The organism is Pseudonocardia humida, assembly GCF_023898865.1.
In the GTDB taxonomy this organism is placed as follows: domain Bacteria; phylum Actinomycetota; class Actinomycetes; order Mycobacteriales; family Pseudonocardiaceae; genus Pseudonocardia; species Pseudonocardia humida.
The window spans coordinates 74,690-94,381 of the sequence record NZ_JAGSOV010000050.1 but is presented as its reverse complement, the minus strand read 5'-3'; the positions used below and the strand labels follow the sequence as shown (position 1 = coordinate 94,381).

Here is a 19,692-nt window from a genome sequence, read left to right as displayed (position 1 = left end):
GGGTTCATGGCGCCACCTCGAACCGGAACTGGTCGTCGAGGGTCTCGCGGCGCAGCAGGACGCGCGCCTCGCCGTCGCGCACGGCGACCACCGCCGGGCGCGGGAGGCGGTTGTACGAGCTGGCCATCGAGTAGCAGTACGCGCCGGTGGCGGCCACCGCGAGCAGGTCGCCGGGGGCCAGGTCGGCCGGGAGCCAGCAATCGCGCACGACGATGTCGCCGCTCTCGCAGTGCTTGCCGACCACCCGGCTCAGCACGGACTCGCCGCTGCCGTCGCGCTCGGAGCTGCGCGAGACCAGCCGGCAGTCGTAGACCGCGTCGTAGAGGGCGGTGCGGATGTTGTCGCTCATGCCGCCGTCGACGCTGACGTAGCGGCGGGACGCGCGGCCGTCGAGCGGCACGTCCTTGAGCGTGCCCACCTCGTAGACGGTGACCGTGCCGGGCCCGGCGATGGCGCGGCCCGGCTCGACGGCGATGCTCGGCACGTCGAGGTCGGCGGCGTGGCACTCGCGCTTGACGATCCCGCGCAGCTCCTCGGCCAGCTGCGGCACGTCGAGCGGGGTCTCCTCGGCCCGGTAGGCGATGCCGAAGCCGCCGCCGAGGTCGAGGGTGGTCAGCGCGGTGAGCGCGTCGGAGCCGTGCTCCTTGTGCAGCTGGGCCAGGAACCGCACCACGCGGTGCGCGGCCACCTCGAAGCCCTCGGTGTCGAAGATCTGGCTGCCGATGTGGCTGTGCAGCCCGACCAGCTCCAGGTTCGGCGCGGCCAGCACCCGGCGGGCGGCCTCGGCGGCGGTGGAGTCGACACCGCCGGCGATCGAGAAGCCGAACTTCTGGTCCTCGTGGGCGGTGGCGATGAACTCGTGGGTGTGCGCCTCCACGCCGACGGTCACGCGGATCATCACCGGCGCCACGACCCCGCGCTCGCGGGCGACCGCGTCCAGCCGGGCGATCTCGTGGAACGAGTCGATCACGACCCGGCCGACCCCGGCCTCGACGGCCGCGACGAGCTCGGCGAGGGACTTGTTGTTGCCGTGCACGGCGATGCGCTCGGCCGGGAACCCCGCGCGCACGGCCACCGCCAGCTCGCCGCCGCTGGCCACGTCCAGCGACAGGCCCTCCTGGTCGACCCAGCGGGCGACCTCGGTGCACAGGAACGCCTTGGCCGCGTAGTGCACCGCGCCCGCTCCGAAGGCCGCGGCGAACTCTGCCGCACGGGCCCGGAAGTCGGCCTCGTCCAGCACGAACAGCGGCGTGCCGTACTCGCGGGCCAGGTCGCGCACGTCGACGCCGGCGACGAGCACGGCGCCGTCCTCGCCGCGGGCGGCGTTGCGCGGCCACACCGACTCCGCCAGCGCGTCCAGCTCCGCCGCACCGGACGGCCGCGCGCCCGCGGTGGTGCCCGGGACCTGGATGTCGGCGTGCAGCGGCCCCGCCGGGTGCGCCCTCACATCCGCTCCGGGGCGGAGACGCCGAGCAGCTCCAGGCCGTTGGCCAGCACCTGGCGGGCGGCGACGCACAGCGCCAGCCGGGCCCGGTGCAGCTCGCCGACCTCCTCGTCGCCCATCGGCAGCACCCGGCACGAGTCGTAGAACTTGTGGTAGGCGCTGGCCAGCGACTCCAGGTAGCGGGCCACCCGGTGCGGCTCGCGCAGCTCGGCGGCGGTCGCGACGACCGCGGGGAACTCGCCGAGCGTGCGGATCAGGTCGCCCTCGCGGGGGTGCTCCAGCAGGCCGAAGCCCTCCCCCGGCGCCATCCCGAGGTCGGCGGCGTTGCGGGCCAGCGAGGCGAGCCGGGCGTGCGCGTACTGGACGTAGAAGACCGGGTTGTCGTTCGTCCGGCGCGTCCACAGCCCCAGGTCGACGTCCAGCGTGGAGTCGACCGAGGAGCGGATCATGGCGTAGCGGGCGGCGTCGACGCCCAGCGCGTCGACCAGGTCGTCGATGGTGAGGATGTTGCCTGCGCGCTTGCTGAGCTTGACCGGCTCGCCGTCGCGCAGGAGGTTGACCATCTGGCCGATGAGCACCTCGACGGTGTCGGCCGGGTCGCCGGAGGCCACCGCGACCGCCTTGAGCCGGGCGATGTAGCCGTGGTGGTCGGCGCCCAGCATGTAGATCAGCTTGTCGAAGCCGCGGGCCCGCTTGTCGGCGTAGTAGGCGATGTCACCCGCGATGTAGGCGGGCCTGCCGTCGCTCTTGATGACGACCCGGTCCTTGTCGTCGCCCTGCTCGGTCGAGCGCAGCCACCACGCGCCGTCGGCGGAGTAGAGGTTGCCCTGCTCCTTGAGCCGCTCGACCCCGGTCTCCACGGCCCCGCTCTCGTGCAGGGACTGCTCGGAGAAGTACAGGTCGAAGTCGGTGCGGAAGGCGTGCAGCGTGCGCTCGATGTCGGCCATCATCAGGTCGCGCCCGGCCCGCCGGAACGCGGCGAGCCGCTCGTCGGCGGGCAGTTCCAGCACGCCGGGGTTGCGCTCGAGGACCTGCGCGGCGATCTCGGCGACGTAGGCGCCCGCGTAGCCGTCCTCCGGGGTCGGCTGCCCCAGCGCGGCGGCCAGCAGCGACTCGGCGAACTTGTCGACCTGGACGCCGGCGTCGTTGACGTAGTACTCGCGGTAGACCTTCGCGCCCCGCGCGCTCAGCACCCGGCCCAGCGCGTCGCCGACCGCCGCCCACCGGGCCCCGCCCAGGTGGATGGGGCCGGTCGGGTTGGCCGAGACGAACTCCAGGTTGATCGACTGCGCCGCCAGCTCGTCGCCGTTGCCGTAGGACGCGCCCGCCTGCAGCACCTCGCGCACGATCCCGCCCTGCGCGTCGGTGGCGAGCCGCAGGTTGATGAACCCGGGCCCGGCGATCTCGGCGCTGGCGATGCCCTCCCGCGTGGCGAGCGCCTCGGCCAACCACCCGGCCAGCTCGCGCGGGGGGACCCCGGCGTTCTTGGCCGTGCGGAGCGCCACGTTGGTGGCGTAATCGCCGTGCTCGGGGTTGCGCGGACGCTCCACACCGACGTCCGAGGGCAGGGCGGCCAGGTCGAGGCCGCGCTCGGCGAGGACGTCGGACGCCGTGGTGCGGACCAGTTCGGCGAGCAGAGCGGGAGTCACCTGCCAAGTCTAGGGAGTGCTGCCCACGGGGTTTTCACGTGCCGCACCTACACTCGACCACCGCAAGCGCCGTCCGGGTGACGGCCCGTGTTCGCAGAAGGTCTGGACGGTTCATGGTCAGCGGCAGCAAGAGCAAGGCCACGCGCACGGTCAAGCCGGCGGTGGTCCGGCGCAAAGCCCCCCCGTGGGGCCTGATCGCCGGCGTCACCGTCGTGGTGCTCTTCGCCGCCACGATCTTCGGCTACGCGTTCGTCCAGAACCAGCAGGCCGAGGAGCGCCGCCAGGCGCTGGCCGCCTACACGCCGACGGCGGAGAACCCGGACCCGTCCACCCAGCTGGCCGGCATCCAGATCCAGTCCTTCGAGGGCGGGGTGCACGTCGAGCCGACCATCCGCGTGGCCTACACGTTCAGCCCGCCGATCGGCGGCGCGCACGACGGCGCCTGGGCGGCCTGCAACGGCGTCGTCTACCCGGAGGCGGTGCGCAGCGAGAACCTCGTGCACTCGCTCGAGCACGGCGCCGTGTGGATCGCCTACAACCCCGACCTGGTCACCGGCGACGCGCTGGCCGCGCTGACCGCGAAGGTGCAGAACCAGCCGTACACGGTGATGAGCCCGTACCCGGGCCTCGACCAGCCGATCTCCCTGCAGGCCTGGGGCCACCAGCTCAAGCTGGCCGACGCGGGCGACCCGCGCATCGACCAGTTCATCGCCGCGCTGCGGGTGAACTCCAACACCCACCCCGAGCCCGGCGCGAGCTGCAACGAGATCGGCCCGAGCGGCTTCCGCCAGGACGCCCCGCCGCCGTTCCAGCCCATCCCCGACCCGACCGAGCCCGGTGTGCAGGCCGAGGTCACTCCGGGTGCGGGCGTCGTGTCCGACGCCGGGACCGCGCCCGGCACCGTCCCGACCGGCACCGCTCCGGCCACCGACCCGGCGACGGGCGGGGCCCCGGCCGCCCCGGTCCCGACGCCCGCGCCGGCAGGCTGATGGCCCGGGGGCAGGGTCCGGCGGAGACCGCCGGGCGGCAGGCCGTCGAGCCGGGTCCGGCCCGTCCGGACGGGGCCGCGAGCAGGTCCGAGCCGCCCGTCACCGACGCGACCGGGGACCGTGCGGAGTCCGCGCGGGAGACGAGCACCACTCCCCCCGGGCGCACGGACGTTCCGGACCTCACCCCGGACCACGACGGCCCTCCCCCACCGGACGACCCCGAACGCGACGACTACGGCGACCCCGGCGACGACTCCGGCGAATGGCCCCGCGAGGCCCGCTGGGTCCGCCCGTTCCTCGTCGTCGCGGGCGTGGTCGGGCTGCTCCTGCTGGGCGCCGCGGGCGGCCTGCTGATCGGTCTGGCCGGCCGCGACGACCCGACGGTGCCCGGCATCGACTCCGTCGACGTCGGGTTCGCCCAGGACATGACGGTGCACCACCAGCAGGCCGTGGAGATGGCCGCGTGGGAACGCGACCACTCCACCGACCCCGTCCTGCGCCAGCTGGCCTCCGACATCGAGACCACCCAGAACTCCCAGGTCGGGCGCATGCAGGGCTGGCTGGAGCTGTGGAACGCCCCCGCCCTCCCGATCGGCGGCCACATGGCCTGGATGAGCGGTCCCACCCACGACCACGCGGGCGGCGCCGGCGCCGTCGCCACCATGCCCGGGATGGCCAGCTCCGCCGACCTGGCCGCCCTGCGCGCCGCCACCGGCCCCCAGCTCGACGTGCTGTTCCTCCAGCTGATGCTGCGCCACCACGAGGGCGGCGCCGCGATGCTGGAGTACGGCTCCCAGCACGCCGCCGTGCCCCAGCTGCGCAACCTGGCCAGGCAGATGCTGAGCTCGCAGACCTCGGAGAGCGACTACCTGCGCCGGCTGCTGGTCGAGCGCGGCGGCCAACCCCTCCCCCTGTGACCGGTCGCCCGCTGGTGCCGGTGGACTTCGCCGTCCCCGCCCGGCACGGGTGCGCGGGCTACCTCCTGGTTCCGCTGGGACCCGAGCACAACGCCTCCGACCACCGGGCCTGGACCAGCAGCGTCGACCACATCCGCTCGCTGCCCGAGTTCCCCGACGGCAGCTGGCCGGACCCGGCGATGACGCTCGCCGACAACCTCCGCGACCTGCAGCGCCACCGCCGCGACGTCGACGACCGCCGCGGCTTCACCTACACGGTGCTGGACCGCGACGACGAGGTCGCCGGCTGCGTCTACCTCTACCCCGACCGCACCGCCGGCACCGAGGCCGAGGTGAGCTCGTGGCTGCGCGCCGACCACGCCACCCGGGAAGCCGAGTTCCGGGCGGCCGTGACGAGCTGGATCATCGACGCCTGGCCGTTCGACACCTGGACCTCCGGCGGGCAGGCCCGGTCCCGTCCCCCGACCCACTGATCAGGCGGGCCCTCGCCGCCGATCCGGCCGGGACAACCCGCTCGGAGGCGCCGGTGGGGGTGCGCTAGGGTTGACCCCGTTGGCCCCCGTAGCTCAGGGGATAGAGCACCGCCCTCCGGAGGCGGGAGCGCAGGTTCGAATCCTGCCGGGGGCACCACACGCTGACCAGCGGCTTCGCCGTTCACGATCGCAAACCGTCTCCTCGTATGGAACGGCTCGTGGAACGACTCGTGGCTACCGTCCGGTCCATGCCACCCCGGAAGCGCCGCGTCCGCGGCCACATCGAGCAGCTGCCCAGCGGCTCCTACCGGGCCATCGTCTACGCCGGCACCGACCCGCTGACCGGCAAGGAGCGCCCGGCTCCGCGAGATCACCAAGACCCGCGACGAGGCCGAGAAGGCCCTCACCCGGCTGCAGCGCCAGGTCGACGAGGACCAGCACCCGAAGTCCAACATCACGGTGCGCCAGGCCGTCGAGCAGTGGCTCGACGTCGTGCAGCTGGCGGAGACGACGCGCGAGCGCTACGACGACCTGATCCGGCTCTACGTGCTGCCGGTCTTCGGCGACCTCCAGGCCGCGAAGCTCGACGCCGAGCTGCTGGAGCGGTACTACGCGCGCCTGCACCGCTGCCGCGACATGTGCACCGGCCGAGCCCGCGCCAGCCACGTCTGCCGGCCGCTGAGCACCAGCACGACGCGGAAGGTGCACTACATCATCCGCGGGGCGCTGGACCGGGCCGTGCGGTGGCGGCACCTCGGGGTGAACAAGGCGACCATGGCGATCGCTCCGCCTCCGCAGCCGACCGAGCCGGACCCGCCGAGCGCAGAGGAGGCCGCAGCGCTCCTGAACGCAGCATGGAGGGACCCGGAGTGGGGTCTGCTCATCTGGCTCACCATGCTCACCGGGCCACGGCGAGGCGAGATCTCAGCGCTGCGCTGGCGGCACGTAGACCTCGATCAGGGGCAGTTGACGATCGAGCGCAGCAACTCCCAGCCAAAGGCCGGAGTCAAGGAGAAGCGGACCAAGACCAATCAGCGGCGCCGGCTTGCCCTCGATGAGTACACCATCGGGCTGCTACGAACTCATCAGAGCATGTGGGCCGAACGCTGCACTTCTCTGGGCTGCACGCTTAGCAACGACGCCTTCGTCTTCTCCCCAGCACCTGACGGAACAACACCGTACAGGCCACGCGCACTTAGCCAGCGCTATCGCAAGCTCGCTCTCCGCCTGAAGCTCCGAAGTACTCGACTTCATTCACTACGGCACTACTCAGCTACTGAGCTGATCGCAGCGGGCGTTGACATCCGAACTGTGGCAGGTCGACTGGGCCACGGTAGCGGCGGCTCCACGACGCTCAAGGTCTACGCCGCCTGGGTGAGCGAGGCCGACCGTCGAGCAGCACAGACGATCGCGGCCGTCATGCACAAGCCAGCTGCCGACCAGGCTTCACGCAGCAGCCCGTATGAACGGATAGCCGCCACTCTCCGTACTACTATTGCGGCTGGCGATCTTCGACCGGGTGACGCGTTGCCCACGGTGGCAGAGCTGGCCGCCCGGCACACAGTCGCGGTTGGAACAGCGCACCGGGCGCTAGCACTCCTGGCTCAAGAGGGGCACGTCCACACACGTCGAGGTCAGCGCTCATTAGTGTCGCCGACGTCCACCCTCGTCGTACCGCACGCGTCCCCGACTGCGTGATCATCGGCTTGGATTACGAACACACGTTCGAGCACGATCTAGAGTCAGTCGGCACTCAATAGTCCATGAAGCCGACGGTGTCAAGAGTCGCCCCAAGTTACGCAAGACCTATACGATGCCGATCGTGTTCGAGCCTTCTCGCCGTCAGTCTGCCGAGGCAGCCAGGCAGCAACTCGATGTCTCCGGCGCGGAACCCGCATGACCGAGAAGGAGTGGCTCGGTGAGGACTGGGAAGAATGGTGCCTCCTCCTAATGCGACGAAAGTACGGCGCCGATGAAATCCAGCGAGTTCCTGCACGGCACCGTGGCGACCTAGGAATTGAGGCATTCACTTTCTCGGGACACGCATTCCAGTGCTACGCTACGCAAGGGTTTCCCTCGGTTAAAGAACGCTATGAGAAGCAACGGGACAAGTTGACCGTAGACCTGGGTAAGCTTATCAGCAAGAAGGACGAGCTATGCAAGTTGCTAGGGTCGGTAAAAATCAAGCGCTACATGTTTCTTGTTCCTGTTTTTGAGTCGAGCCAGATCGTTCAGCATGCAGCAACAAAGACTGAAGAATGTCGCGAACACAAACTGCCTCACTTGCACGATGACTTCCGGGTTGTAGTTGTTACCGACGACGACTACGCGGATGAGCGGCGACAAATTCTTGAGCAACCACGTGACCTGGTAGTAGTCGCGGAACCAGATGAATCGGACATTGCCTCATGGATCGGCGAGCACGAAGCGCTGGTGGAAGTTGCTAATCACAAGCTATCAGCGATTATCTCGAATCCAATCCGGCGCAAAGAATATCTCCAGAGCTTGATTACGCAGCACGTTTTCGGAAACAATACGCTGTCGGCGCTCCGACCGCGTTATCCAGATCAGTGGGAGTCAGCAACTAGGAATATATACCGAAAGGAAAGGCTGCTTGTCCTGGAGCACAGTATCGATGGGCGCCCAACATCACAGAATGTAACATCGATCGCTAAGGACCTGCAGCGTGAGCTAGAACAGAATGTTCCCACATTAGGCGAGCCGTTTTGTAGGGCCATCGCGTGGAGCGCGGTCGCCGACTGGCTAATGCGCTGCCCGTTGGAATTCTACGGCGAGGATCACAGTGAGTCAGCTTGACGAACTCGAGGAACTCTTCGGCCGCAACGAGCAGACTATTCGATTCAGGCAACGGCCCGACCCCATTCCTGGCGACCTTAGAATGTCATGGAGATTTGGAGCCCTCGCCCTAGTTCTGTTGCGCTGTCGCGGGCAGGCAGCGGGAAATCAGCAGCTCCACTTGCTCATGGCGTCCTTGCGATCTCCCTTGATTCAAGCAACCCTGCTGCGCGCCCTTGCAGGACAAGAAGGCCCCAGTGACGTCTTGCTACGTAATGACCCTTCACTTACTCGAACAGTGAAGATTGCGGATGCTCTCGGCCTAGTCAAGCAGCAAGCGAATGGCACGGTCCGCCTGACCGATGATGGGAAAGCGTTAGGTCGTCTAGTTAGCAGAAATCCCAATCTATTTCAGGCCGAGAAGACCTTCCTGGATCGACTACCAATGCGTATCACACAAAAAGAGTTCAACGCAATCTTGGCGGCACGGAAATGATGCTCCGACTGCGGCGTCTCGAACTCAGAGTTCGAACGGAATCTGGGCTCTTCGGGACCGACCTTACGTTTGATGACGGCCTCAACGTTCTTCGCGCCGACAACTCAAGCGGCAAATCCACATGCATGCAGGGCGTCATATACGCCTTGGGCCTGGAAGGCATGCTGAACCCTCGTCGGGTTGTCCCCCTTCCTCATGCAATGACTGATGCGATTGAGGTTGCCGGTGTCAATTTAGCCGTCTTGGAGTCGTGGGTTTCCCTTGAGATCCAGAATGAAGCCGGCGAAAGAATGACGGCTCGTCGCGCCGTCGTCAGTGCAGACAAAGATAAATCTCTGATCGAGACGACACGGACTCGATCAATTGCAGGCGATACCGGACAGAAGATTCGGATTCGGCGAGACTACTTCGTAGGAAGGAGTGGGGGCGCTCAACGCGAGGCAGGCTTTCATTTCGAGCTTGCCCGCTTTGTAGGATGGGATCTGCCTCGCGTAGCTAGAAATGACGGAAGCGAGGGCCCGCTATATCTTGAATGCTTGTTTCCGTACTTCTTTGTGGAACAGAAGCGCGGCTGGTCCGGCATTCAAGCACGCATCCCCAATCATTACCAAATTAGAGATGTTGGCAAGCGATCTGCCGAGTTCGTACTCGGCCTCGACTCATACAAAATTGTACTTCAACGCCAACGACTAGAGGCGGCCGCATCAATCATAAGTAATGAGTGGCGCACAATAGTTGCAGAGATTGAGGCAGTTGCCCGGAATTCCGGCGCCATCCTGCGAGGCAGTTATAGCCGACCCGCCACAACCCCCAGCAATGTACAGGCCCAGGCGGTCGTCCCTAGCAACCAGGACTGGCACAGCATCGATGAAGAAATAAACAGACAGGAGGCGCGGCTCGAAGAACTACGAACACGACCCGTATCGACTGTCGGCGAGAATGCCGCCGTGCTCGAAGCAGACCTCGAAGGCGTCGGCGATCAATACACGACTCTGACCATCGCATTGCAGCAGGCTGTCACCGCTCACGAGGAGGCACATGCTCGTGTCGCAAGTCTTGACATCCGAGTAGCCGTCCTAGAGGAAGACCTGCAGCGCCACAAAGATGCCGCCACTCTTCGGCGGCTCGGCGGCGAAAACGTCGAGGCGTTGACCGTCGATTTGACATGTCCAACATGCGAGCAAGAATTGCCCGATGGCTTCGACGTGACCAACAGTTCCATGACGGAAGATGAGAATATTGCATTCATCGAACAGGAGCTAAAGACCTACCGGGCAATGCGATCGGATGAGCTGCGGAGACGCGAGAGCGAAGAGGTGCGGTTAACCCGCCTCCGCGATGAGGCAGCCGAACTCCGGCGCAGGATCCGCACAGTTAAAGACCTGCTCGTCGCACCTTCGGCAATGCCTTCAATTGAAGAAGCCACGGAACGTGTGCGAATCGAAGACCGGCTTGTTGCACTTCGAAGCCTGCGAGACCAGGTTACAGTCGCAACCAAAAACCTGCAGTCGCGCGCTGAGCAACTCAGGAAGAATCGCGAACTTCTTGCCGAATTGAATCGCGACCTAAGCCAGCAAGACATTGGTAAGCTTAACTATCTTCAGGGGGCGCTCAGGCAGCAGCTCTTGAGCTATGGATTTAGCTCATTGGACCCGAACTCACTTGAAGTTTCATTGGACACGTACCGTCCCATACATGAAGGCTTCGATCTGGGGTTTGACCTCTCCGCAAGCGATATGGTGCGTGTCATCTGGGCCTACCTTCTGGCAATACTGGAAACTGGGCAACGGTACGAGACTAACCACCCGTCACTTCTACTCTTCGACGAACCTCGCCAACAAGAGACGAGTAGGTTCAGCTTTCAGGCACTACTGTCGCGAGCCGCATCAGATGGCAACAGTGGCGCTCAGATAATCTTCGCAACAAGCGAGGAGGAGGCCTCACTTGTTGCCATGCTCGCAGGAATACGTCACCGTTTGATATCGTTCCCCTCGCGAACGAAGATTCTTTTGCCGGTCACATAAATAGCCCGATGGGCCGGGTCACGCAGGTTGAGCTGGGACTGACAATTACCCCTCCCTCAGACCCCGCCTTTCCTCCGTCCAGGCCGAACCGCCGTCGATGAGGAGCAGGTCAAGGTGGAGCGCCCGGAGCGAAGCGAGGACGTACGACCTTGACGTGTGACGAGCGACGGCCACGATTGCGGCCACTGAGGAAGGGCCATCCACCCCACCACGGCAGGTAGGCGCCGAAGGCGTCCACCAGCAGTTCCTCGGCCCGCGCGGCCTTGAGCGCATAGCCGCGACCACCCATCCGGCGGTCCGGTCAACCCCGCTCGGACGTCGTGGCTTGTCGGACGCCGCTGCCACCCTGGAGGGATGCGCGTGACGGAGCAGCACGTCTCCCGCATCCCGCTCGACAATCTGCGGGTGCGGCGCGAGGAGTTCGCGGCCGTGTGGGCGGCGGCGGAGGCACAGGACGACGGCGCCGACTGGTACGTCGCCGGCGTCGTCGTGACCTGCCGCTGGCTCGCCGGCGCCACGGTGCGCAGCTCCACCGGCCGCTCCTACGTCGCGTCTTCCCCCATCTCCCGTAGCGCCACGACAGCGCACGAGGAGCTGATCGAAGCCGAGTACTTGGCCGCGGAGAGCCTCGGTGAGCGCCAGCCTGACCTCTGCCGGTCGCGGCCCGGCTGGTGCAATGGAATCCGGGCGACGCTGCGCTGGGCGTGGCGGCGCAACGGGCCGGCGCCGCTTGCGGTGGCCTCGGTCGCCACCGCGGCGCCGGCCTGACGCCTCAGTCGGCCGGCTACCGCACGTCCGCCTGGTCGAGGTCTGGCGCGGCCTGCTCGGCGTCGGCCGCGGACCAGCTGTCCTCGACGTCCCGCGCCTGCCAATCCGCCAGCTGCTCGCGCCGCTCCGCCTCGACGTCGACAACCTCGCGGGCCCGCAGCTCTGCCAGCGCCCGCCGAGCCTCGTCGAGCGCCGAGCTGGTCTCGTCCGCGCTCGGCACGCGGACGGCGTCCTCGTTCACGGGCGCCGGCTCCCGCTCGGCGACTTCGCGGATGTCTGGCACGCCCGTCTCGACTGCGTCGGCCGCTGCGAGTGGCCGCTCGTCGGCGAACTCCGACTCGTCCGTGATCCGGCGGTGCGGGTCCTCCACGGCCAGGTCCTCGCGGTGCGCGGCGAGCCACTCCTCGGCGGTGACGACCGGCTCCGGCTCGGTGTCGTCAGCATGGCGGACGCTCAGCTCGGCCTTCGCCCGCTCGGCGGCGGCGCGCGTGCCGGCCGTGTGCGCCAGCCAGTGCGCCCGCGCCTCGTCGACGTCCTGGAGCTCGGCGGCGCGCGCATCGAGCACCCGGGCGAGCGCCTCGGCGTCGGTCGCCTCCTGCTGCAGCCGGGCGGCCTCGGCTACGTCGGCAGCCGCTGCCGCTTCGGCCGACCGCAGCGCGGAGGTCTGGCGGTGGCGCTCAGCGGCCTGACGGGTGCCGGCCAGCTCGTTGGCGACGTAGCGCGGCGCCCATGTCGTCTCCCGCTCTGCGGCGCGCACGCGCATCCGCAGCTGCCCGTCCGACAGCTCGATCTCCTCCCGGTCGATCTCGGGACGGCCCAGGGTCCGCCACGCCGCGCGGAAGGCCGCGTACTGCTCGACCTGGCCGGGCGCCGGCGCCGGCCCGAGCGCGTCGGCACCGTCCTCAGCGCCCCGCAGCTCGCGGTAGGCGGCGACGATGCCAGCTTGCCGCTCCCACTCGGTTCGGTCACCGAGACCATCCGGCACCGGGCCAAGGGCCTCGACGGCCCACTCCGGCTGTTCGGACGCGGCCTGGCGCCCCAGCTCCTCGGCGCGGGAATCGGCCGCCGCAGCCAGACCGTCGAGGTAGCGCTGCCACTCGGCGTTGTCCACGCGCGGGGTCCAGTCCCTCCAGCTCTCGCCGACCGGGTCGAATCGGCCCTGGTCGGTGATCCGGCTGTAGATGACGTTGGTGGTGTTGCGGGCACCGTCGAGCGGGCGCTCGCCGATCGCGCGGGCCAGGACGCGGCGGGCGTCCCGGCCGGCCAGCTCGACCCGCCGCAGCACGCGCGTCAGCGACGCCGTGCCGTCTTCGGCGGCGATCCGCGCCCGCTGCTGTCCGGTGAGCAGGCCGTCGCCGGTCAGCTCATCGAGCCAACCCGCAGTGCGCTCGGTCGCGGCGAGCTGGGCGGCGTCGGCCAGGAGTTCGGCCGGCGTGCGGACCGACTCGGCTTCCTCGGCCGACTCCGTCGCGGTCGCGAGCGCGGATCGAGACGCAGCCTGGTCGGCGGTGTCCAGGATCGAGTCCAGGACGGAGAGCGGGTCACGGTGCAGCGCCTGCCGTTCGCCACCCTGGGAGGGGTCGTCGACCGTCGCGGTGGTGGCGACGTGGGCCGTGTTGGCGTGTCGGCCGCGGGTCATGCCGACGTAGAGCGCGGCCGGACCGGTGTTGGGCGTGATCACCGAGTGGCTGGTGTCGACGGTGATGCCCTGGGCCGCGTGCACTGTGGACGCGTAGCCGAGAGCAACGTGCTCAGACACGTAGTCGCCGGGCAGCACCATCCGCTCGCCGCCGACGACCGGCGCCACCTCGAGCCCGCCGTCCTCGCGGGTGGCGAGCACCCGGTAGGTCTCGCGGTTGATCGGCCCGCGCCGGTTGCCCTCCTGGCCGGCGAGGTGCCAGCCGTTGCGGCGGGCCTGCACGAGATCGCCGGCGCCGGCGTAGGTGCCCTGCAGCCCGAGCGGCACGCCGCGCTCCTCGACGCGCCCCAGCCGCACGAGTTCGGCCCGCAACTGCGCGGAGAGCCGCGCCGCCTGTTCATTCGTGTCGACCAGCAGGACCGAGTGGCGGCCGGCGAGCGTGTCGCCGAGCCACGCGGACGTGGCGGTCTGCTCGGCCTGGTCGGTTGTTCCGGAGTCCAGCACGCGGCCGTGCTGGTGGTAGTCGCGCAGCACGGTGCCATCGCCGGCGCGGAGCCGAAGCGACGCCTGCTGCTCCCACGGCGCGGCGAACCGGCGGGCCTCGGCCAGCTCGTACCGTGCGCCCGACGCAGCGAGCAGCTCCATGCCGCCGCCGGCGCCGACCGCGGCGAGCTGGCGGTGGTCGCCGACCAGCAGGAGCTTGGCGTCGGCGGCGTCGACATAGCGGTGGATAGCCGCGAGTGCGGCGGTGTCCGTCATCGCTGACTCGTCGACGACCACGAGATCGCCGGCGCGCAGCCGCCACAGCCGGTCCTCGTCGGCCGGCCCCGGCGAGCTACTCGGCCCGGCGGTGAGCCGCTCCTGCGTCGCCAGCCAGCGGGCGACGTTGCGAGCCGTCAGCCCTTCGCCCGTCAGCACGTCGGTAGCGATCTGGCTGGTGGCGAGCCCGAACACCCGCCGGTTGGCGCCACCGGTGAACTCCGGATCGGTCCACGCGCGGGCCAAGGTCCCGACGACGAACGACTTTCCGGTGCCGGCTGGGCCGACCAACGACTCGACACGTGCGCCGGACGTCAGCACCCCGCGGACTGCCGCGGCCTGATCGAGACCCAACTCGATGCCGGACGCGGCGAGCTGGTCGACGAACCGCCGAGCGACCTCAGGCGGGAGAGCTGCCGCGCCGCCGGCCGTCGTGGCTGCGACCAACATCCGCTCGGTGTGGACGTGATCAGGCGTGACGTACAGCCGCGCGCCGGCCGCCTGGTAGACGGACTCGCCGTTGGCGAGCCGCATCTCGGCCGGCAGGCTCTCGTGACCGGGCCGCGACGCGTCGAGCGGGACGGCGTAGCGCAGGCCCTCGTCGGTTAGCTGGTCAAGCAGCTCGGCCACGCGGGCGCCGTCCGGCAGCCCGAGGCAGTCCGGGAGCGCGGTGTTGACGGCCCGCATCAAGTCGGCTCGCGTCCACGCGGCCTTGCGCTCCTGGACGTCGGCCAGCGCCGTCTCGATCACCGCTGTCGGCGACCAGGTGTGCGGCGCCGGCGCCTGCTCACGCGCTGCGAGCGCCTGGTGCGCGACGCCGGCCAGTCCCCCGGCGACCTCGCCGCGCAGCTGGGCGTCGACGCGGTCGAGCAGCTGCTCGCGGGACTCGCCGTCGTGCGACTTCGCCTTGCGGGTGATGAGCGTGGCCTGCTGGCACAGCCGGTCGCGCTCCAGGCCGTTCGGCGCGCGGCCATAGCGGACCTCGAACGCGGCGATCAACTCGTCGGCCTTCGCCGTCACCGCCCGGCGACGCGACGAGATCAGCGCCATGGCCTCGGCGTCGACACCGACCACCTCGCGCGACTTCCCGTCGGGTCTGGTGGCGACCAGGAGGCCGAGCGCATGGGTCAGCCGCTCCTCGGTGGTCCGCTCGGCGACCGCGGCGGCGGCCGGCCGGAACCGGTGGATCGCGCGCGAGTCGAGCGTGCGCCACTTGCCGTCCGGGCCCTCGACGCGGTTGAGGATCGGGTTGTGGATGTGCAGCTGCGGGTCCCGGTCGCGGGAGTCGTGCTGGAAGAACGAGGCGACGACCCAATCGTGCGCGTCGACGAACCGGCCGGCCGCTCCGCCGTGGTGCCCGACCCGGGCGTAGCCAGCGTTGTCGGCCAGGTAGCCGAGCGCCGCGTTGTTCCCGGCCCAGATCGCGTCCTCGACGGCCTGGCGGAACTGGCCCCACGCCGCGGCCGTCTCGTGGCCGCCGCCGTTGCGGGCGGCGACCTCCTGGGCCTCGAACGCCGTGTGGAGCAGCGTCACCGACTTCTGAACGCTGAACGTCACATCCAGGAACGCGACGTTGTGCCGCGCGGCCTTGCCGGCCTCCGTACGGAGTTCAGCGCGCCGTTCAGCCGAGGCGTCCGGCTCGCGTTCAAGCGCCTGGCCGTACAACTCGTCCTCGGACAGGTAGCGCCGGCCGGTGTGGCCGAGCGTCGGCACCTCGTCCCACCGCGCCGGGTCGCGGAACGCCTCGTGGCGCGGATCGAGGTACCGCTCGTAGAGCGCGCGCATGTCCTGCGCGTCGACCAGGCCGGTGAGACCGAGCTTCTCGGCGCCGGCGCCCCACCACCGGCCCGGCGGCTCGCCGTCGGTGACCGCGCCGGTGTAGTAGTTCTCGCGACCGGTGGCGACCTCTCTGAGGAGGTACTCGGGCGAGTAGCCACGGCTGACCCTCAGCATCTCGACCACCTCGTCATGATCATCAAGTGATCAACAACGCTCGTCGGGCTCGTGGAGCGGTCACGGCGCCGGCCGAAGGCCGGCGCCACCCCTCGGATCGTGATGCCTAGGTGTGGTCGCCTTGATCTTGTTCCTGTTTCTCGGCATTCAGATGAGTGGTTGATGCGTGTGGAGTAGTACGAGATTCGGGTAGCTGATGCTGGGTCGTGGCTGATGGTCGTGGTGGTGTCGGCTGAGATGATCATGCGTGAGTCGCCTCGTCGGGGTCTCGGCGCTGGTGTTGGGTGATCAGTTGCGGAGGTCCTTCAGGACGGTCGCGGCGGTGCCACGGGAGACCTGCGCGCGACGTTCGAGTTCGGAGACCGTGGGGACGTGGCCGTGCTCCTCGACGTAGGAGGCGGCAGCAGCCGCCGCCCGGTCCCGGGCCGGGGACACAGCTGCCCGGGAGACGACGACCGGTCCGGCTTCCAGGGTGTTCAACGCCGCTGAGCGACGGCGGCCAGGCACGTCCTGCGGTAGCTGGGAGCGCTGTACAGCAGTCCAAGGTTCGGCCGCCGAGAGTTCAGGCGCCGGCGCGACCGGCTGAACACTTGAATGTTCCGGCTCGGTCGGTGCGGCGTCTGGGTGTTCAACCGCCAGGAGGTACAGCAGGTGCGCAACGATCGCGGCGGCGACCGCCGGCCATGCTCCGACGCCGAAGCGCAGCACCGGGTCGACCGCCAGCTCCGCGTCGCCGGACGCGACGGGGTTGGCGAGGTAGACCGCCTGAGCGAGCCCGGAGAGCCCGGCAGCGAGCGCGACGACGATCCACGCGTAGCGGCGGCCGGGTCCGACCAGGCGGGCCGTGGCGGTGTAGGCGACGAGAGCGAGCCCGTCGGTGATCAGCGGGTAGAGCCACGCGATCCCGGCCGGCACCCCGGCTGCCGCGGCGACCTCGTAGAGGCCGTGCACGGTGGCTATCGCGGCGCCGAGTGCGACCACCAGCCCGGGGAGCCACAGCATCGCGCGTGGCAGGCGGCCCGGCTGGCGGGCATGGTGCTGGCTCGTCATCGTTGCCACCCCGCATCGTCGTCATCGCTCTCAGCTCGCTCGGCGGCTTGCTCGTCGCTGGGCACCGGGTGAGCGAGCTGGTGGACCGCGTGGTCGGCCGTCACGGCGGCAGCCCGGGCAAGGTCCACCGGGTCATCCGTGCTGTGCGCCTCGTCCGATCCGCCGTCGGCATCGGCCTGCCGGGCAGCGAGCCGGGCTCGTTCGAGCTGCCAGGCGTGCTTGCCGCGTTCGGCGGACGTCCGGTTTGAGGCCAGCGGGTTAGTCGAGCGGGCCCCGCACAGCTCGCGGAGCCGGGCCATCGCTCGGACCTGCGCCGAACGCACCGAGGTCGGCTTCAAGCCCAGTTCGCGCGCGGCCTCGTCGGTGCTCCGCTCGGCCAGCACCGTGGCCCGCAGCGCCTGCGCCTGCCCCGGCGTCAGCTGCCCGAGCAGATCCTCGACCCGGGCCGCTGCGGCGGCGGCCTGCTCGGTGCGCTCGACCTGCTCGGCCGGCCCGGGTGCCGGGTCGGCCCAGAAGTCGACGAGCTCCCCGCTGGCGAGCGGCTCAGGTCGGCGACCGGCGCGGCGGACGCTGTCGGGCATCGACTCGTAGCGAGCCGAAGCAGCCGCGTAGGTGTGCAGGTTGTCGAACTCGCGGCCGCGGTCGAGGCTCTGCCAGATCCGCAGAAGCACCCGCTGCGCGACGTCATCGCCGGCGTGGTGGCCCAGTCGATTGCGGCAGATCGCCCGCACCATCGGTTCCACAGCCGCTACCTCGGCCGTCGCGGCGTCGGCAGTCATGTCCGGGCCCCTGCGGTCACGGCGGGTTCGGGTGCGGTCTGCTCGCGGCCGGTGCCCCACCAGTCGGCGATCGCGTCCAGCCCGTCCAGCGAGGGCACGACCGGCGCGGCGGTGGGGGTGCTGGTCCAGCCGTGGCGGGTCTGGTGGTTCTCCCGCGAACACCGCCCCGCGACCTTGCTGATGCGCCGCACGACGCCGGGGCGTTGGCGGTCGTGCCAGTCCCCCACGAGCTGCACCGAGGCGTGCTTGCCCTGGTAGGCGGCCAGCCAGGCGTGCATCAACCAGAGGAGTTCCTCGACGACGTCGGGGTGCCAGCACCAGCGCTCCGGCAACGCCTCGGAGGCGTCGGCGTAGCGCAGATACACCTGGGCCATCCACCCGGTCAGCGCGTCGAGCAACTCGCGAGTGTGTTCGGGGTCGGTGGGGGCCATCAGCCACGACGGCGGCGCCGCGACGGCGGAGCGTGCGGTCAACGCGGTGACGGTGTCGGCGAGCTGGGCGACCAGCCGGGCGAGTGCGTCCACCCGGGCCGGGGTCTGGATCAGGGGTTCGAGGCGCTTGCGCAGTTCCTCGACCTCGCGGGCCAGCCCGGCGACCGCGGCGGCGGCCGGGTCACTGCCGTGGGCACCATCCGGGCCGGTCCCTGCGGGGGGTGGTGCGGGAATCGGTGCGGTCATCGTCCTCCGTCCCACAGATCCGCCGCGCCGGGGGCTGCACTGCAGGCCGTCTCGAGGTCGGCGGTGGTCGCCGAGCCGGTCGTGGTCTCGGTGCGCTCGGCGTGGTCGATGCGCTCGGCCTGATCAGCGGCGGCGACAGCCGCCCGGGCCACGTCCAGCGGATCGGCCCCACCCTGATCACTTCCGTCACCGGCCATGTCCGCCGGCGGCACATCACCGCCGTCCGCCGGGCCCTGTCCGGCCTGCCCGGGCGGGCCCGCAGGGTGGCACTCGTGGATCCGAGCGAGGATCTCGGCCTTGCCCCAGGAGTGCTCGGCGCTCGGGCGAGGCAGCCCGAGGGCCATCCCGATCTCGGTCAACGCCTCGCCCAACCGCTGGTTGGCCGCCACGAGATCGCACTCGATCTCGTCGACCGCGCCCGCGCCCGCGCCGGTGCCGTTCGCGTCGACACCCCGACCGCTGCCCCGGTCACTGTCGGCGGCGGTCACCGTTCCCACCCCTGCTCACTCACGGCCTCGCCGCCGTCGTCGGAGCCCACCGAGCTGTCAGTGCAACCGGCGCTGGCCTCCGCGGCGTGGTCGGCTGCAGCGACCGCGGCACAGGCCTGCCGCAGCGGGTCCCCGCCGCTCTCGTCGGGGATCTCGTCGGCGCTCTCGTCGGCCAGGACCTCGACCGGGTCGGCCGGTGGGTAACCGTGCGAGCCCATCACCGGGCACAGCGGCTCCCCGTCCGGGTGGCAGTAGCCGGGCGTCTCCTCGCCCAGCGCCTCATACGGGGTCAACGCGGTCGGGGCCTGCTCGACGGCGTCCTCCCCGCACTCCGGGCAGACCAGGCCGACCACCTCCCGCGAGTCCGACCGGGCACCGGCTGCGGTCTGCGACGTGAGGTCGGTGCATTCCACGGGGAGGGGGCCGCCGTGACTGGTGCCCTCACCGGTGTCCTCACCGGTCGCGGCCCCATCGCGGGCGGTCAGCGCCGTCGTGTCCCCGTTCAGTACGGTGTGCAGCTGATCGAGCGGGGTATCGAGCACGGTGCGGTAGGCCTGAGCGACCTCGTCGCTCATGTCCCCGGTGTCGACCAGGGTCGTGATGTCGTCGGGGTCGAGCTCGGCGAGGGTCTCGTCGATGATCTCGGTGCTGTTCAGGTGCGCCCGGGCTGGGTCCTCGGCGCGGAAGTCGGCCATCACCGCGGCGATCGCGGCGGCCAGGTCCTCGGCGGGCTGCGGAGTCGTGTGCTCGCTCATGACGGGTGTCCCCTTCCGGCGCGCTGGCCGGGTTGA

16 protein-coding genes and 1 tRNA gene are annotated in these 19,692 nt (G+C 69.7%); 9 read left to right on the top strand and 8 right to left on the bottom strand.

Annotated features, from left to right (window positions below):
- Positions 1-4: 4 nt before the first annotated feature.
- Entirely contained in the window at positions 5-1,447 is a 1,443-nt protein-coding gene (lysA, locus tag KDL28_RS24205) for a diaminopimelate decarboxylase (protein ID WP_252441779.1), read from the bottom strand.
- Complete coding sequence (argS, locus tag KDL28_RS24200; protein WP_252441778.1) at positions 1,444-3,093, bottom strand: arginine--tRNA ligase; 1,650 nt, start codon at positions 3,091-3,093, stop codon at positions 1,444-1,446. The genes lysA and argS overlap by 4 nt, the downstream gene beginning before the upstream one ends.
- Positions 3,094-3,206: 113 nt before the next feature.
- On the opposite strand from argS, the gene KDL28_RS24195 reads away from it, so the two are divergent.
- The 9 genes from KDL28_RS24195 to KDL28_RS24155 all read left to right on the top strand — a co-directional run bounded on the left by KDL28_RS24195 (position 3,207) and on the right by KDL28_RS24155 (position 11,556).
- Entirely contained in the window at positions 3,207-4,082 is an 876-nt protein-coding gene (locus KDL28_RS24195; RefSeq protein WP_252441777.1) for a thioredoxin-like domain-containing protein, read from the top strand.
- Positions 4,082-4,999, top strand: a complete 918-nt coding sequence (locus KDL28_RS24190; protein WP_252441776.1) for a DUF305 domain-containing protein — start codon at positions 4,082-4,084, stop codon at positions 4,997-4,999. Before KDL28_RS24195 ends, KDL28_RS24190 begins: the two co-directional genes overlap by 1 nt.
- A complete protein-coding gene (locus KDL28_RS24185; protein ID WP_252441775.1) occupies positions 4,996-5,472 on the top strand; it encodes an N-acetyltransferase in 477 nt (158 codons plus the stop codon). Before KDL28_RS24190 ends, KDL28_RS24185 begins: the two co-directional genes overlap by 4 nt.
- Before the next feature lie 82 nt (positions 5,473-5,554).
- Positions 5,555-5,629: transfer RNA gene (locus tag KDL28_RS24180), tRNA-Arg, on the top strand.
- Positions 5,630-5,931: 302 nt separating this feature from the next.
- Positions 5,932-7,170, top strand: a complete 1,239-nt coding sequence (locus tag KDL28_RS24175; RefSeq protein ID WP_252441774.1) for a tyrosine-type recombinase/integrase — start codon at positions 5,932-5,934, stop codon at positions 7,168-7,170.
- A 198-nt stretch (positions 7,171-7,368) separates the two neighbouring features.
- Positions 7,369-8,289 (top strand): hypothetical protein, encoded by a 921-nt coding sequence (locus KDL28_RS24170; RefSeq protein WP_252441773.1) that lies wholly within the window; start codon positions 7,369-7,371, stop codon positions 8,287-8,289.
- Positions 8,276-8,764, top strand: a complete 489-nt coding sequence (locus tag KDL28_RS24165; protein WP_252441772.1) for a helix-turn-helix domain-containing protein — start codon at positions 8,276-8,278, stop codon at positions 8,762-8,764. Before KDL28_RS24170 ends, KDL28_RS24165 begins: the two co-directional genes overlap by 14 nt.
- 200 nt (positions 8,765-8,964) lie before the next feature.
- Positions 8,965-10,788, top strand: a complete 1,824-nt coding sequence (locus tag KDL28_RS24160; RefSeq protein WP_252441771.1) for a coiled-coil domain-containing protein — start codon at positions 8,965-8,967, stop codon at positions 10,786-10,788.
- Between the two features lie 354 nt (positions 10,789-11,142).
- A complete protein-coding gene (locus tag KDL28_RS24155) occupies positions 11,143-11,556 on the top strand; it encodes a hypothetical protein (RefSeq protein ID WP_252441770.1) in 414 nt (137 codons plus the stop codon).
- Positions 11,557-11,572: 16 nt separating this feature from the next.
- On the opposite strand, the gene mobF is transcribed toward KDL28_RS24155, so the two are convergent.
- From mobF to KDL28_RS24125, 6 genes are all read right to left on the bottom strand, one after another.
- Entirely contained in the window at positions 11,573-15,907 is a 4,335-nt protein-coding gene (gene mobF / locus KDL28_RS24150; RefSeq protein WP_252441769.1) for a MobF family relaxase, read from the bottom strand.
- A 288-nt stretch (positions 15,908-16,195) separates the two neighbouring features.
- Positions 16,196-16,957 carry a DUF2637 domain-containing protein gene (locus KDL28_RS24145; protein WP_252441768.1) on the bottom strand — a complete coding sequence of 254 codons (762 nt, stop codon included), beginning with the start codon at positions 16,955-16,957 and terminating at the stop codon, positions 16,196-16,198.
- Entirely contained in the window at positions 16,954-17,736 is a 783-nt protein-coding gene (locus KDL28_RS24140; protein ID WP_252441767.1) for an RNA polymerase sigma factor, read from the bottom strand. The genes KDL28_RS24145 and KDL28_RS24140 overlap by 4 nt, the downstream gene beginning before the upstream one ends.
- Complete coding sequence (locus KDL28_RS24135; RefSeq protein WP_252441766.1) at positions 17,733-18,413, bottom strand: hypothetical protein; 681 nt, start codon at positions 18,411-18,413, stop codon at positions 17,733-17,735. The genes KDL28_RS24140 and KDL28_RS24135 overlap by 4 nt, the downstream gene beginning before the upstream one ends.
- Positions 18,410-18,901, bottom strand: coding sequence for a hypothetical protein (locus KDL28_RS24130; RefSeq protein WP_252441765.1), 492 nt, complete (start codon positions 18,899-18,901; stop codon positions 18,410-18,412). The genes KDL28_RS24135 and KDL28_RS24130 overlap by 4 nt, the downstream gene beginning before the upstream one ends.
- Positions 18,898-19,656 carry a hypothetical protein gene (locus KDL28_RS24125; protein ID WP_252441764.1) on the bottom strand — a complete coding sequence of 253 codons (759 nt, stop codon included), beginning with the start codon at positions 19,654-19,656 and terminating at the stop codon, positions 18,898-18,900. Before KDL28_RS24125 ends, KDL28_RS24130 begins: the two co-directional genes overlap by 4 nt.
- Positions 19,657-19,692 lie beyond the last annotated feature (36 nt).